The following is a 14,333-nucleotide window of genomic DNA, read 5'->3' as shown; positions in this document are numbered from 1 at the left end:
AATATGAAGTTTATTATCGGCGGTGCATTTCAGGGAAAAACGCATTATGCGGAGGAAAAGTACGGGATTGCTCCGGAGGATTGGGCGGACGGACAGGACTGCTCCAGAAATGAGATCTATCACAGCAGGGGTGTCATGCATTTTCACCAGTTTGTGGGAAGAAGCCTGCAGAATGGAGATACACTGGACAATTTTGTGGATGAGCTGATGGCACGAAATCCGGACATCATCATTGTGGCGAATGAACTGGGTTACGGAATTGTTCCGGCGGACAGCTTCGACCGCAGATACAGGGAAACGGACGGAAGAATCTGTACAGAAATCGCGTCGCGCGCGGACGAGGTGATCCGCATTGTGTGCGGAATACCGACCATTATCAAAAAGGTATGAGGAATCACGAGGCTCGAAGGAAGTTGAATTCTTGAAGAAACGGGCATTGAAGAGGCACGAGACCCCCCTGAAGATACGGGAATTGAAAAAGGCATGAAGACATGAGGATTCACGAAGGCATGATGGAACTGGTCATGATCCGGCACGGCAGAACAAAGGGGAATATGGAGAACCGGTACATTGGCACGACGGATGAGCCGCTGCTTGCTTCTGAGGCAGAGCACCTTTTGGCGAAGCGGGAAACGCTGGAGGAGATGCGGATGGATCATCCGGATATACTCCTTGTAAGCCCCATGAGACGCTGTTTGGAGACGGCGGCGATTCTGTTTCCGGAATCGGAGCCGGTGATCGTTCCGGATTTCCGGGAGTGTGATTTCGGTGAATTCGAAAACAAAAACTATAAGGAGCTGAGCGGAAACGTGGATTATCAGCGCTGGATTGACAGCGGCGGAAGGCTGCCTTTTCCGGGCGGAGAATCCATGAGCTCCTTTCAGGAGAGGGTCTGCCGTGCCTTTGACCGGGTTGTCCGAGAGGCGTCGGAGCATCTCTGCGGCGAAGCCGGGATAGCCGGCGGGGCATCGGAGTATCTCTGCGGCGAAACCGGGAGAACCGGCAAAGCATCGGAAGAGGCGCAGGACCGGAGTATTTCCGGTACATCCGGCGATCCGGTGATCCGGGCTGCCATGGTGGTACACGGAGGAACGATCATGGCTGTGCTGGAGAAATATGGGTATCCTCGGAAGAGCTATTTTGAATGGCATGTGGGAAACGGAGATGGTTTTCTGCTTTCCGTCAGGGAAACGGGGGACGATCTCCGGCTTTCTGTCCGGCGCGGTTTCTAGCAGAGCGCTCTTTGATTGATTCAGGAGAGAATTCCGGAGAGCATTGAAAGCTGTGTTGTTCAGGAGGAAATTCCGGAGAGCATTGGAAGCTGTGTTGTTCAGGAGGAAATTCCGGAGAGTATTGGAAGCTGTGTTGTTCAGGAGGAAATTCTGGAGATCGGAATGTTCGGTGAATGTCATGCGCATTTGTTTATGAATGGTTATGATTACCATGTCGCGGTAAGAACGCACCGGGATCATCCGGATGTAAAGGTGATCCGAAAGGAGCTTGAGGCGTACAGAAATGCGGGCGTGACGTTTGTACGTGACGGCGGAGATCATTATGGAGTATCAGTTCTTGCGCGAAAACTGGCACCGGAATATGGAATCCGGTATCTTACGCCGGTTTTCGGAATTTTCCGTGAGGGACATTACGGCAGGGTGGTCGGAAGACCTTTTTCGAACCTCAGAGAATACGCGCAGCTCGTCTCGGAGGTGAAGGAGCAGGACGGAGACTTCATCAAAATCATGACTTCGGGAATCATGACTTTTGAGACAGCCGACGGTCTTTCGGAGGAGGGGCTCAAAAGAGAGGATGTCAGGGAGATGGTTCATATCGCCCATGAGTCCGGCATGAAGGTCATGAGTCACACAAACGGAAGCAGAGGGGTGATTGACGCTGCGGAGGCCGGTGTGGATTCTCTGGAGCATGGAAATTTTCAGAACGAGGAAAGTCTGGAGGCTCTGGCGGAGAGCGGAGCGGTCTGGGTACCGACCTGCTCGACGGTTCGAAATCTGATCGGCTCCGGACGTTTTTCCGACGCGGTTCTGACAGAGATCTGGAGTGGTCTCAGGAAAAATATCCGAAGGGGACGTGAGCTTGGGATTCCGATCGCTCTTGGCAGCGACGCGGGAGCTTATCGCGTTCTGCACGGGCAGGGCATCCGGGATGAATATCGGGCATTTCAGGATATTTTTCCGGACGACCCGGAACTTAACGAGTGGCTTGCACAGTCAGAGAAACGGATTCATCAATGGATAAAGAAAAAAAATTAAACGGTGGAAGGGATAAGAGCAAGGATTCACCCCGGACAGGTCTGGAAGAATCTTTCGTGCTCTATGATCACAAAAAGCTCAGAATGGGATACACAACCGGCTCCTGTGCCGCGGCTGCGGCAAAGGCAGGAACGAGAACGCTCCTGACCGGAGTGGAGACCGAGGAAATCGTTCTGGATACGCCGAAGGGAATCCGGCTGCATCTCCCGGTCGAGGATATCCATATCCAGAGAGATGAGAGCGGAATTCCCGTAAAGGTGTGCTGCGCGGTCCGTAAGGACGGCGGAGATGATATTGACGCGACGAACGGAGCCCTGATCTATGCGGAGGTTTCGTGTACCGGGGAGGCCGGTGTGACCATTGACGGCGGCGAAGGAGTCGGCCGGGTGACGAAGCCGGGCCTTGATCAGCCGGTCGGAAACGCGGCGATCAATCATGTTCCCAGGGAAATGATCACAAAGGGCGTTCTGGAGGTCTGCAGGGAACAGGGTTACACGGGAGGCATTTCCGTGATCATCCGGATCCCGGAGGGACAGAAGATCGCGGAGAAGACATTTAATCCGAGGCTTGGAATTGTCGGGGGAATCTCCGTGCTCGGCACCAGCGGCATCGTCATGCCAATGAGCGAAAAGGCTCTCATCGATACGATACGGGTGGAGATGAAGATGCGCCGGGAGAACGGCGGAGAATATCTTGTCATTACCCCGGGAAATTTCGGCGAGAGGTTTGCTTCGGAAATGCCGGATCTGGTCCGCACCCATGAGATGAAATGCAGCAATTTCGTCGGCGAGACGCTGGACATGGCGGTGGATCTGGGAGTAAAGGGCATCCTTTTTATCTCCCATATCGGAAAATTTATCAAAGTTTCCGGAGGAATCATGAACACGCATTCTCATGAGGCGGATTGCCGGGCAGAGCTGATGGCAGCGGCGGTGCTGCGTGCCGGAGGCAGTGCGGATCTGGCGCGGAAGATTCTGTCCACCAATACCACGGAGGACGCGCTGAAGATCCTGAAACAGGAGGGCGGCGACGGACTCTTTGACGCATCGATGAAGCGTATCACCGAACGGATCGGCTTTTATCTGAATGCCAGAGTACAGGGAAGAATCGAGACCGGCGCCGTGATCTTCTCAAATGACTTCGGAATGCTCGGCAGGACGGAGAACGTGCCGGATCTGGTGGAAAAGCTGAGAAAACAGGGCTGAAGAATTTTGTATTTTGAATAACTAGTTTCTGCTGCCTCCGGATGATCCGGAGAAGCGGCGGGCATTGTATACAAGAAGTGAAGACAGCGTTCCGCATTGGGGACGCAACGGAGAGAATTGAAGACAGCGTTCCGCATCGGGGACGCGACAGGAGGAAAAAAGAATGGTACATTTTGTGGGCGCCGGTTCCGGTGCCGCGGATCTGATTACCGTCCGCGGAAAAGAGTATCTGGAGAAGGCGGATGTGATCATCTACGCGGGTTCGCTGGTGAACCCGGAGCTTCTGCAGTACGCGAAGAAAAACTGTAAAATCTGGAATTCCGCGAAGATGACGCTGGAAGAGGTGCTGGATGTCATCTTTGAGGCGGAGAAAAGGGGCTTTATGACGGTCCGTCTCCATACCGGAGATCCGTGTCTGTACGGAGCGATCCGGGAGCAGATGGACGTACTCGACGAGAAGGGCATTGCGTATGATTATACACCGGGCGTCAGCTCCTTCTGCGGTGCAGCCTCGGCACTGAATCTGGAGTATACTCTTCCTGACGTCTCTCAGAGTGTGATCATTACGAGAATGGAAGGACGGACGCCGGTACCGGAGAAGGAAAGCATTCAGTCCTTTGCCGCGCATCACGCGACCATGGTTGTATTTCTGAGTACAGGCATGCTGGAGGAGCTTTCGAAGCGGCTGATCGAGGGCGGATATACCGCAGACACACCTGCGGCAATCGTGTACCGCGCAACCTGGCCGGATGAACGGGCGTATATCTGTACCGTCGGGACTCTGGCCGAGACGGCGAGAGAAAACCATGTGACGAAGACAGCGCTGATGATTATTGGAGATGTGGTCACACATTCCCACTACGACCGGTCAAAGCTCTATGACCCGGAATTCACGACGGAATTCAGAGAGGCTTCCTCCGGGAAAAAATCCTGAGAGGAAGGCGCGGACGCCAAGAGTGGCTTGGCTTAGAAACATATGGAAGGATCTGGAACATACGGAATGCGGGGGCACAACAGAGAGCAGGGGCTTTTATATGAAGATTGCAGGAATATGTTTTACAAAATCGGGAAGTGAAGTATCGAAACGAATCATCCGGGTTCTGCGTGGATCATTCGCGGCCGGGGATGCAGACGATGTAGAGATCGAGTGGTATGGGAAGGGCAAGTATCTGGCCGGCACAGGGTTCCGGGAGCTGAGTGTCCCGGTTCAGGAGTGGGCCGGTAAGTGCTTTCACACCTGCGACACCCTCATTTTTGTAGGAGCAGCGGGCATCGCGGTTCGCGCGATCGCGCCGTACGTCCGGGATAAGCGCACGGATCCGGCGGTCATTGTGGTAGACGAGAGAGGAAAGTTCTGCATCTCTCTGCTGTCCGGGCACATCGGCGGGGCAAATGAAATGGTGGAGAACCTTTCGGCGGGACTCGGAAGTGTTCCGGTCATCACGACGGCGACCGATGTGAGCCACAAGTTCGCGGTCGATGTCTATGCGGACCGGAACGACATGGTGATCTCAAATATGACCTACGCCAAGGAGGTTTCGGCTGCGCTTCTCGCCGGCGAGCCGGTGGGATTTTACACACATTTCCCGGTGGAGGGAGATCTGCCCGAGGGTATCTACTGGTCTGACAAGCTGGATACGGCGAGAGCGCTGAGCGCGGAGAATGAGGAGGAGGGAACTTCTCTGGGAATCTACATCAGTCCATCCTACAACCGGCAGTATTTTGATCACACGCTTTGGCTGATTCCGAAGTGCCTTGTCCTCGGAATCGGATGCAAGAGGGGAACGCCGGCTTCGGTGATCCGGAAGCTGGTGGATGATACTCTGCGGCAGTACAGCCTTTATCCGGAAGCCATCGCCTCGGTGGCGAGCATCGATCTGAAGAGGGACGAGCCGGGGCTGGTCGAGTACTGCAAATCCCTGGGAGTGCCGCTGCATACCTTCTCCGCGGATGAGCTGAACATGGCAGAGGGCAGCTTCACAAAATCAGACTTTGTGAGAAAAACAACGGGCACCGACAATGTGTGCGAGCGAAGCGCGGTCTGTGACGGCGGCGGGGATCTGATCATCCGTAAGGTCGCTGAGGACGGGGTGACGGTGGCGGTCGCGTTGCTGAACCGGAAGATCAAGGTCGGGTAGCAGAGTAGTATTGAACCGGAAGCTTGGCGCTGGACAGTATTGAACCGAAAGCTCAATGCCGGATGGCAGCAGATGTACATATACGATGAAAGCGGAGAGGGCGGTTTTACCCGCCCGAAGGGAATCTGTCAGCTGCCCGCAATCGAAAGGCAGTGGGTTCCCGTCTGCAGCAAACGAAAGGATTCTATTTATGAAACAGATAAATGTAGTAGGTATCGGACCGGGTGCCTGGGAAAAAATGACAGTGGAAGCCGCAGAGGCTTTGCAAAACAGCGACACGATCATCGGCTACACCGTGTATATCGATCTGGTCAGAGATCATCTTCCGGGGAAGGAATTCCTGTCGACCCCGATGCGCAAGGAAGTGGACCGCTGCGTCCTTGCCTTTGAGGAGGCGGAAAAGGACAAGAAGGTGTCCATGATCTGCAGCGGAGACGCAGGAGTTTACGGAATGGCAGGACTGATGTATGAGGTCGGGGAGCGTTACCCGGAGGTATCTCTCCGAATTATTCCGGGTGTGACGGCGGCCCTCGGAGGGGCTGCGGTGCTCGGTGCTCCTCTGATTCATGATTTCTGTCTGATCAGTCTGTCCGATCTTCTGACTCCGATCGAAAAGATCGAGAAGCGTCTGGCAGCGGCCGGTGAGGCGGATTTTGCGATCGTGATTTACAACCCACAGAGCCGGAAGAGATCCGACTATCTCCAGAAGGCCTGTGACATACTGCTGCAGTACCGGAAGGATGACAATGTGTGCGGGATTGTGGAAAATATCGGCAGGGAGGGAGAGTCGATGAAGATTCTGACGCTCCGCGAGCTTCGGGATACGCCGGTCAACATGTTTACGACGGTTTTCATCGGAAACTCCCAGACAAAAATCGTCAACGGACATATGGTGACGCCGAGAGGATATCGGAATGTATGATGTATTCTTGTTTGCCGGAACGACAGAGGGCCGCGTCCTGGCGGATCGTCTGAAGGAGATCGGGGAACGGAACGGCCGGAGAAAAATACAGATCTGCTGCTTTACCGCGACGGAGTACGGGAAAAGTCTGATCTCTCCGGGGGAAAATCTGGATGTTCACAGCGGAAGGCTGACGGAAGTGGATATGGTCCGTGAGATCCGCGAGAACACGACAGAGGATGCCGTCATCATAGATGCCACCCATCCGTATGCAGCGGCTGTGACGGAGAATATCCGGAAGGCCTGTGCAGAAGCGGGAAGGGAATATATCCGGGTGCTTCGCGGGACGACAATAAAGGAGGAGACGCCGGACGGCCATGCTCCGGCGGACCATGCGGATGACAGCACGGGAGAGACGGTCGGAGAGCAGATGGTACAGGCAGGTTTTGCTCCGGCGGCTCGTGCGGCTGAGGGCGCAGGAAGGACGGTCGGGAAGCAGATGGCGCCGGATTCTTTCTATGAGCTTCCTGACGGAAACATTGTGGTCGGCAGCACAGAGGAGGCTGCCGCATGGCTCGCGGGGACAGAAGGAAACGTGCTCCTCACGACCGGAAGCAAGGAGCTTCGGATCTTCACCTCAGTTCCGGGCTATCGGGAGCGCCTCTTTGCCAGAGTGCTTTCTCTTCCATCTGTTGTGGCTTCATGCGCGGATCTCGGCTTTCAGGGAAGAAACCTGATCTGCATGCAGGGGCCATTCTCTGAGGAGATGAATATCGCACTGATCCATCAGACGAAGGCGAAATACCTGGTTACAAAGGATACCGGAAGAGAGGGCGGCTTCCCAGAGAAGGAAAGCGCGGCAAAGGCTTGCGGCTGCCGGATGATTATCATACGCAGACCCCTCGAGGAGAAGGGCATATCTGTGGAGGAGTGTGTAAAACGGATCCGGGAAAAGTTCGGGAAGGAAATCATCTGATTTGAGATGAGAAGATGGTTTCGATACAGAATGCGTTCCGTGAAAAGCCCGGGTTCGAGATTGTCGGATTAATAACTTGCGTCTATGCAGTATGCGTTCCGTGAAAAGCTCGGCCGGAGATTGTCGGATTTGATACGCCTCGGGGATAGGATTTTTTGACAGGAGAATGATTTATGAGTGAAATTGCCGTGATTGGCATTGGTATGGGAACAGAAAATGGCCTGACCGTAGAGGCGGCGGATTTTATCCGTTCTTCAGATCTGTTGATCGGGGCGGAGCGGATGCTGCGGGATGTCGCGGGAAAAGGGCAGGAGACCTGCGCGGAATATCTGCCCGCGAGGGTCGCCGCGGCGATTGATGCGCACCCAGAGGCTACGAGGATCTCCGTGCTGATGTCCGGCGATGTCGGATTTTTCAGCGGAGCAAAAAAATTGTACGCGGCGCTCGGCACACGGAACAATCCGGAAGATTCGATCCGCGTTATGCCGGGCATCTCATCGGTCGTCTATTTCTGCAGTCAGCTCCGAATCGCCTGGGAGGACGTGAAGCTGACGAGTATGCACGGCATGAACTGCAACCTCATCGGCGAGATCTGCCGGAACGGAAAGGTTTTTTCCATCCTCGGCACAAAGGATCAGGCGGCGGAGATCTGCCGGAAGCTGATCACTTATGACATGAATGAGGTGACGGTGCATATCGGTGAGAATCTCGGATACCCGGAAGAAAAAATTCTTTCGGGGCGTCCGGTCGATTTTGCGGATTATGAGTCATCTGCCCTCAGTGTGATTCTGGTGGAAAATCCGAACGTGAATCCTGTCGTGACGAGCGGGGTACCGGACGAGGATTTTCTGCGGGACAAGGTTCCGATGACAAAGGAAGAGGTTCGCATCGTTTCGATCGGAAAGCTCCGGCTGACGGACCGGTCGGTTGTATACGATATCGGTGCCGGCAGCGGCTCGTGCTCTGTTGAAGCGGCACTGCGGGCGGTGAACGGAAAGGTTTACGCAATCGAGAAGAACCCCACGGCGGTTCGGCTTCTCTATTCGAACAAGCTGAAGTTCCGCGTAGACAATATGGAGATTGTGGAGGGGCTGGCGCCGGAGGCGCTGAAGGACCTTCCGGTACCGACGCATGCGTTTCTCGGCGGCACCGGCGGAAATATGGAGGAGATTCTCCGGACTCTTCTGGACAAGAATCCGAGGATCCGCATTGTAATCAATGCCATCACGCTTGAGACAGTCTCTCAGGCACTGGAAATTCTGAAAAAGCTTCCGTTCGGTGAGCCGGATATCGCCTGCATTACGGTTGCAAAATCGAAGAAGGCAGGGCCTTATCACATGATGATGGGGCAGAATCCGGTGTATGTGATCACAGCGGAAGGCGCTGAGGCGGAAAAATCGGAGAACGAGTTGGAGAGAGCTCTCGTCCACACCGGAGTTGACGGAGAGAAGTTCAACGAGGAAAACTGAAAAGTCATTGCTGATACGGAAGATCATACAGTCCATATAAAAAGTAATAGTTATTGCTGATATGGAAGATAACACGGTTCATATAGAAAGCAATAATCTTTGCTGATATGAAAAATAATAGGGTTCACATGGAAAGCAATACAGATATGAATGATAATCGGGTACACATGGAAAATACGGGAACTCATCAGGATAACAGCAAGAAGATCAGTATCAGCCGGATCATGATCGCGGCGCCTTCCAGCGGCAGCGGCAAGACGCTGATCACCTGCGGATTGCTGAATCTTCTGAAGAAAAAGGGATTGAAGCCGGCTTCTTTTAAATGCGGACCGGATTTCATCGACCCGATGTTTCATACGAAGGTTCTCGGCACGAGAAGCCGGAATCTGGATACTTTTTTTACAGACCCGGATACGACCAGAGGTCTTCTGGCGCGGAATGCAAAGGACGCGGATCTGGCGGTTCTGGAAGGCGTAATGGGATATTTTGACGGGATGGGAATTGACAGCTCGAGGGCGGGGGCAAGCGATCTCGCCTCTGTCACGGACACACCGGTTCTTCTGATTGTTCCGGCAAAGGGAGTCAGCCGTTCCGTGCTTCCTCTGATTCGGGGATTCCTGGATTTTCAGGAAAAGCCCTGTATCCGGGGATTGATTCTGAACCGGGTTTCCGCGGGACTCTATCCCAGAATGAAGGAAATGATTGAGCGGGAGGCCGGGGTTCCTGTCGTCGGATATGTGCCGGTCGTAAAGGACTGCGCGCTGGAGAGCCGGCATCTGGGACTTCTGATGCCGGATGAGATTGCCTCATTTCAGGACAGGCTGGACAGGCTGGCAGATGTTCTGGACGGTACGCTGGATCTGGAGCAGATCCTTAAAATCGCCGGGAGCGCCCCGGCGCTGACCGTGCGGGAAGGCAATGCTGAAAAATACAGTGCCGTGAATTGGGGAAAGGTCAGGATCGGCCTCGCAAAGGATGAGGCCTTCTGCTTTTTCTATGCGGACAATCTGGATCTTCTGAGGGAGATGGGGGCTGAGCTGGTTCCTTTTTCTCCGATTCACGATGCCTGCCTTCCCGATAATCTGGATGGTCTGATGCTCCACGGCGGATACCCGGAGCTTTACGGAAAAGAGCTGGGAGAGAATGCTTCGATGCGGGAGTCTGTTCGAAGAGCTGTGACAGGGGGACTCCCCACACTGGCGGAATGCGGGGGATTTCTCTACCTGCACAGGCAGCTGACCGACCTGGAGGGTAATGCATGGCCAATGGCGGGTGTTTTTCCGGAGAGTGCGTACTATACCGGACGTCTGACGCGGTTCGGCTATGTGACGCTCACAGGAGGAACCATGTTCGGAAGGGATGTCGGAGAGATCCGATCCCACGAATTCCATTACTACGAATCGGAGGACCCCGGCAGCACTTTCCTCGCGCGGAAACCGGTCGGAAACCGCTCCTGGCGCTGCGTCAGAAGCACGGATACCCTTTATGCCGGGTTCCCGCATCTGTATTTCTACGCGAACCCGGGGACAGCTGAGGCATTTATCGAGAGGTGTGCAGAGTATCATGCTAATAGAAACCTTTGACCATATCGTTCCAGCGGTACTGCTCGGTGGAATTCTGGACCTTGTGTTCGGGGATCCGCACGGTCTGTACCACCCGGTTCAGCTTATCGGAAAGTTTATTACCTTTTTTGAAAAGCTCTTCCGGAAGATTTTCCCTTCCGGAAAAACAGGAGAGCGGACAGCAGGCGTTCTGACCGCACTCTGTGTCATGGCGGTGAGCACTCTGATTCCCGTGGTTCTTCTGAAACTTTTCTATCACGTCAATTTCTGGCTTGGCTTTGCTGTCGAGACGTTCTGGTGTTATCAGATTCTTGCTGCGAGATCCCTCCGGGATGAGAGCATGAAGGTTTACCGGGAGGTGAAGACCGGAGATCTCGGAAAGGCCAGAAGGGCAGTCTCCATGATTGTCGGGAGGGATACGGAACGACTGGACATGACAGGAGTCACAAAGGCGGCGGTCGAGACCGTCGCGGAAAACGCCTCTGACGGCGTTGTGGCGCCTCTGATTTTTCTGATGATCGGCGGAGCTGCGGGGGGATTTTTCTACAAGTCCGTTAATACGATGGATTCTATGATCGGATACGTCAATGACCGGTATCGGTGGTTCGGGACCTTCGCAGCAAGGCTGGATGATGTTCTGAACTTCATTCCGGCGAGAATTTCCGGCTTGCTTATGGTGCTTGCCGCTCAGATCTGCGGAAATGACGGAAAAAATGCCATGAAGATTTTTAAGCGCGACCGGCGGAAGCATGCCAGCCCGAATTCGGCGCACACAGAGGCAGCGATGGCCGGCGCACTGGATATCCGGCTTGCGGGAGATGCCTGGTACTTCGGAGAGCTGCACAGGAAACCGTATATCGGTGACCCGATCCGCGAGATTGTGCCGGAGGATATTCCCCGCGCCAACCGGATCATGTACGGAACCGCCGTGCTTGCCTTCCTTCTGTCAGCAGCGGTGCGGGTGCTGATTCTTGTGCTGGTGTGATTTGCCGGAAAGGAATGGCCGGACAGTCGGGACAAAGCGCAGGCGGTGATTTCAGCACAGCTGTGATTTGCCGGAAAGGAATGGCCGGACAGTCGGAGCTTAGTGCAGGTGATGATTATCGGGCCGGCGGGAGAGGTGAAGGAATGATTAAGACAGTACATGGCGGGGATGTCTACCGGCATCCCGGCGTCATTGATTTTTCATCAAATATGAATCCGCTCGGGACACCGGAGCGCGTGATCCGCGCGGCACAGGAGAGCATGACGGAGATCTGCCATTACCCCGATGTGCGGCAGGAGGAGCTGATCCGTGCCTTGTCTGCATACGAAAAGGTGCCGGAGGAGTATCTGTTCTGCGGAAACGGCGCGGCGGAGGTTATTTTTGCGTATGCCTGGGCATTGCAGCCGAAGCAGGCGCTCGTCCTTGCCCCGACCTTTGCGGAATATGAACAGGCACTGAAAAGCACCGGATGCGCGGTGCGGCTCTATGCTCTGCGGGAGTCCGATGGTTACCGGCTGACGCGGGATTTCGCGGAAGCGATTACAGAGGATCTGGACGTTGCCGTTCTCTGTAATCCGAACAATCCCACCGGCATTCCTGTTGATCCGGCGCTGATGCGGGAGATTATCCGAACCTGCCGGTCAAGGGGCGTGAGGCTTTTTGTGGATGAATGCTTCCAGGATTTTTGTGATAATCCGGAGCGTCTGACAGTCAGGGGGTACCTGAAGGAGGAGCCGGAAATCTTTATTCTGAAGGCGTTTACCAAGCGGTATGCGATGGCCGGTCTTCGGCTCGGGTATGGGATGACGTCGGATGCGGATCTTTTATCCCGGATGCGTTCGGCTGTGCAGCCATGGAATGTCTCGATTCCGGCACAGAAGGCGGGAACGGCAGCACTTCACGAGGAGGAATACGTGGAGAAGGCAAGAGCCGTTGTGCGCAGGGAGCGGACCTATCTGAAAAGGTCGTTGAAAGAGCTCGGATTTCAGGTATTTGATTCCTGCGCGAATTACATCTTCTTCAAGGGAGAGGAAGGGCTTTCCGAAAAGCTTCTGCCGTACGGGATTATGATCCGGGACTGCTCCAACTATCACAATCTTGGAAACGGGTATTACCGCATCGCGGTGCGGATGCATCCGGACAACGAAAGGCTGATTGAAGCACTTGGAATGACCCGGCGGATGATTGAACGCAGGGATACAGAGACATCAGAAGACATCAGATAAGAGGATTTGATTATGGCAAAAGCAATAATGATTCAAGGCACAATGTCCAATGCCGGGAAGAGCCTGATCGCCGCGGGACTGTGCCGCATTTTCAGACAGGACGGATACAGGGTGGCGCCGTTCAAGGCGCAGAATATGGCGCTGAATTCCTTTATCACGCGCCAGGGCCTGGAGATGGGGCGGGCGCAGGTGATGCAGGCGGAGTGTGCCGGTGTGGAGCCGGATGTGCGGATGAACCCGATTCTCCTCAAGCCCACAAATGACACCGGCTCCCAGGTCATCGTAAACGGGGAGGTCCTGGGGAACATGGATGCCCGGGAATATTTCCGCTATAAGCCGAACCTGATCCCGGAGGTCAGAAAGGCATATGAATCTCTTGCCGCAGAGAATGATATCATCGTGATTGAGGGCGCCGGAAGCCCGGCAGAAATCAATCTGAAGGACGCGGACTGTTTCGTCAACATGGGAATGGCGAAAATCGCCGGCGCGCCGGTTCTTCTGGTCGGTGATATAGACCGGGGCGGCGTTTTTGCGCAGCTGATCGGAACGGTTGAACTCCTGGAAGAGGACGAAAGGAAGATGGTGAAGGGACTTGTGATTAACAAGTTCCGGGGAGACCGGACCATTCTGGATCCGGGGATCCGGATGCTGGAAGAAAGATCCGGGATTCCGGTTGTCGGTGTCGCTCCCTACCTTCACATCGAGGTGGAGGATGAGGACAGCCTCACAGAGCGGTTCTCGGGCAGACAGACAGTCGCCGCGATTGATATTGCGGTCATCCGCACACCCCGGATTTCAAATTTCACAGACTTCAATCCATTTGAAAAGATGAAGGGTGTCTCTCTTCGGTATGTGGATCGGGTGTCGGAGCTGAAGAATCCCGATATGATCATTCTTCCCGGCACCAAAAATACCATGGAAGATCTTCTCTGGATGAGACAGAACGGTCTGGAGGCGGCTGTCCTGAAGGCGGCTTCGGAGGGCACCGTGATTTTCGGCGTCTGCGGCGGATATCAGATGCTCGGGGAGACACTTTCCGATCCTCTGGGCGTTGAGAACGGCGGTTCCATCAAGGGAATGGGCCTTCTTCCGATGCACACTGTTTTTGCGGGAGAAAAAACCCGCACCCGTGTGGAAGGAAACTTCGGACAGCTGCAGGGTGCTCTGAAAAACCTGTCCGGGACGGCAATCGAGGGATATGAGATACATATGGGTGTCAGCACTCTGAACGAGAATGCAGTGCCGACGGTGCATATCCGGGATACGAATGTGGAGGGCGCGGCCGAAAAGGAGGACGGTGCTCAGCAGGGAAACGTATATGGAACCTATGTTCACAGCGTCTTCGACCGGGAAATGGTGGCCGACAGAATTGTGGAAGCTCTGGGACGAAGGAAGGGGATGGACACCTCGGATATGACGGGCGTGGATTATCAGACCTTCAAGGAAAGTCAGTATGACATTCTGGCGGAGGAGCTTCGCAGAAACATGGATCTGAAAAAAATATACGGGATTCTGGATGCCGGTGTGTGAAAAATGCATGAGGCTCCGGATACCGGTGCGTGAAATAAATCAGGAAAAGAACATCGTGGAAAAGTGCAGGGAAT

General features: G+C 54.5%; 13 protein-coding genes. All 13 read left to right on the top strand.

Annotated features, from left to right (window positions below; all coding sequences use genetic code 11):
* The first annotated feature begins 3 nt into the window (after positions 1-3).
* The 13 genes from ACTNDI_RS07165 (at position 4) to ACTNDI_RS07105 (ending at position 14,259) form a co-directional block, all read left to right on the top strand.
* On the top strand, positions 4-390 hold the full coding sequence (locus ACTNDI_RS07165; protein WP_441100225.1) for a bifunctional adenosylcobinamide kinase/adenosylcobinamide-phosphate guanylyltransferase: 387 nt from the start codon (positions 4-6) through the stop codon (positions 388-390).
* 101 nt (positions 391-491) lie between these two features.
* Entirely contained in the window at positions 492-1,232 is a 741-nt protein-coding gene (locus tag ACTNDI_RS07160; RefSeq protein ID WP_441100224.1) for a histidine phosphatase family protein, read from the top strand.
* Positions 1,233-1,247: 15 nt separating this feature from the next.
* Positions 1,248-2,267 (top strand): amidohydrolase family protein, encoded by a 1,020-nt coding sequence (locus ACTNDI_RS07155; protein ID WP_441100223.1) that lies wholly within the window; start codon positions 1,248-1,250, stop codon positions 2,265-2,267.
* On the top strand, positions 2,246-3,472 hold the full coding sequence (cbiD, locus tag ACTNDI_RS07150; RefSeq protein ID WP_441100221.1) for a cobalt-precorrin-5B (C(1))-methyltransferase CbiD: 1,227 nt from the start codon (positions 2,246-2,248) through the stop codon (positions 3,470-3,472). Before ACTNDI_RS07155 ends, cbiD begins: the two co-directional genes overlap by 22 nt.
* 163 nt (positions 3,473-3,635) lie before the next feature.
* Positions 3,636-4,406, top strand: a complete 771-nt coding sequence (gene cobM / locus ACTNDI_RS07145) for a precorrin-4 C(11)-methyltransferase (protein WP_441100219.1) — start codon at positions 3,636-3,638, stop codon at positions 4,404-4,406.
* 100 nt (positions 4,407-4,506) lie between these two features.
* Positions 4,507-5,610, top strand: a complete 1,104-nt coding sequence (locus ACTNDI_RS07140) for a cobalt-precorrin 5A hydrolase (protein WP_441100218.1) — start codon at positions 4,507-4,509, stop codon at positions 5,608-5,610.
* Between the two features lie 190 nt (positions 5,611-5,800).
* A complete protein-coding gene (gene cobJ, locus ACTNDI_RS07135; protein ID WP_441100216.1) occupies positions 5,801-6,532 on the top strand; it encodes a precorrin-3B C(17)-methyltransferase in 732 nt (243 codons plus the stop codon).
* Entirely contained in the window at positions 6,525-7,487 is a 963-nt protein-coding gene (locus tag ACTNDI_RS07130) for a precorrin-6A/cobalt-precorrin-6A reductase (RefSeq protein ID WP_441100214.1), read from the top strand. Before cobJ ends, ACTNDI_RS07130 begins: the two co-directional genes overlap by 8 nt.
* Before the next feature lie 173 nt (positions 7,488-7,660).
* On the top strand, positions 7,661-8,956 hold the full coding sequence (cbiE, locus tag ACTNDI_RS07125; protein WP_441100213.1) for a precorrin-6y C5,15-methyltransferase (decarboxylating) subunit CbiE: 1,296 nt from the start codon (positions 7,661-7,663) through the stop codon (positions 8,954-8,956).
* Positions 8,957-9,102: 146 nt separating this feature from the next.
* Entirely contained in the window at positions 9,103-10,539 is a 1,437-nt protein-coding gene (locus tag ACTNDI_RS07120) for a cobyrinate a,c-diamide synthase (RefSeq protein WP_441100212.1), read from the top strand.
* A complete protein-coding gene (gene cbiB, locus ACTNDI_RS07115; protein ID WP_441100211.1) occupies positions 10,520-11,503 on the top strand; it encodes an adenosylcobinamide-phosphate synthase CbiB in 984 nt (327 codons plus the stop codon). The genes ACTNDI_RS07120 and cbiB overlap by 20 nt, the downstream gene beginning before the upstream one ends.
* Before the next feature lie 143 nt (positions 11,504-11,646).
* The gene (locus tag ACTNDI_RS07110; RefSeq protein ID WP_441100209.1) at positions 11,647-12,729 is read left to right on the top strand and encodes a pyridoxal phosphate-dependent aminotransferase; all 1,083 of its coding nucleotides are present in this window, start codon (positions 11,647-11,649) and stop codon (positions 12,727-12,729) included.
* 12 nt (positions 12,730-12,741) lie between these two features.
* Positions 12,742-14,259 (top strand): cobyric acid synthase, encoded by a 1,518-nt coding sequence (locus ACTNDI_RS07105; protein ID WP_441100207.1) that lies wholly within the window; start codon positions 12,742-12,744, stop codon positions 14,257-14,259.
* Positions 14,260-14,333: the final 74 nt, after the last annotated feature.

This window comes from Bilifractor sp. HCP3S3_D3 (assembly GCF_052063915.1).
In the GTDB taxonomy this organism is placed as follows: domain Bacteria; phylum Bacillota; class Clostridia; order Lachnospirales; family Lachnospiraceae; genus Bilifractor.
The sequence above is the reverse complement of the archived record's forward strand: the minus strand, read 5'-3'. Positions and strand labels throughout refer to the sequence as shown.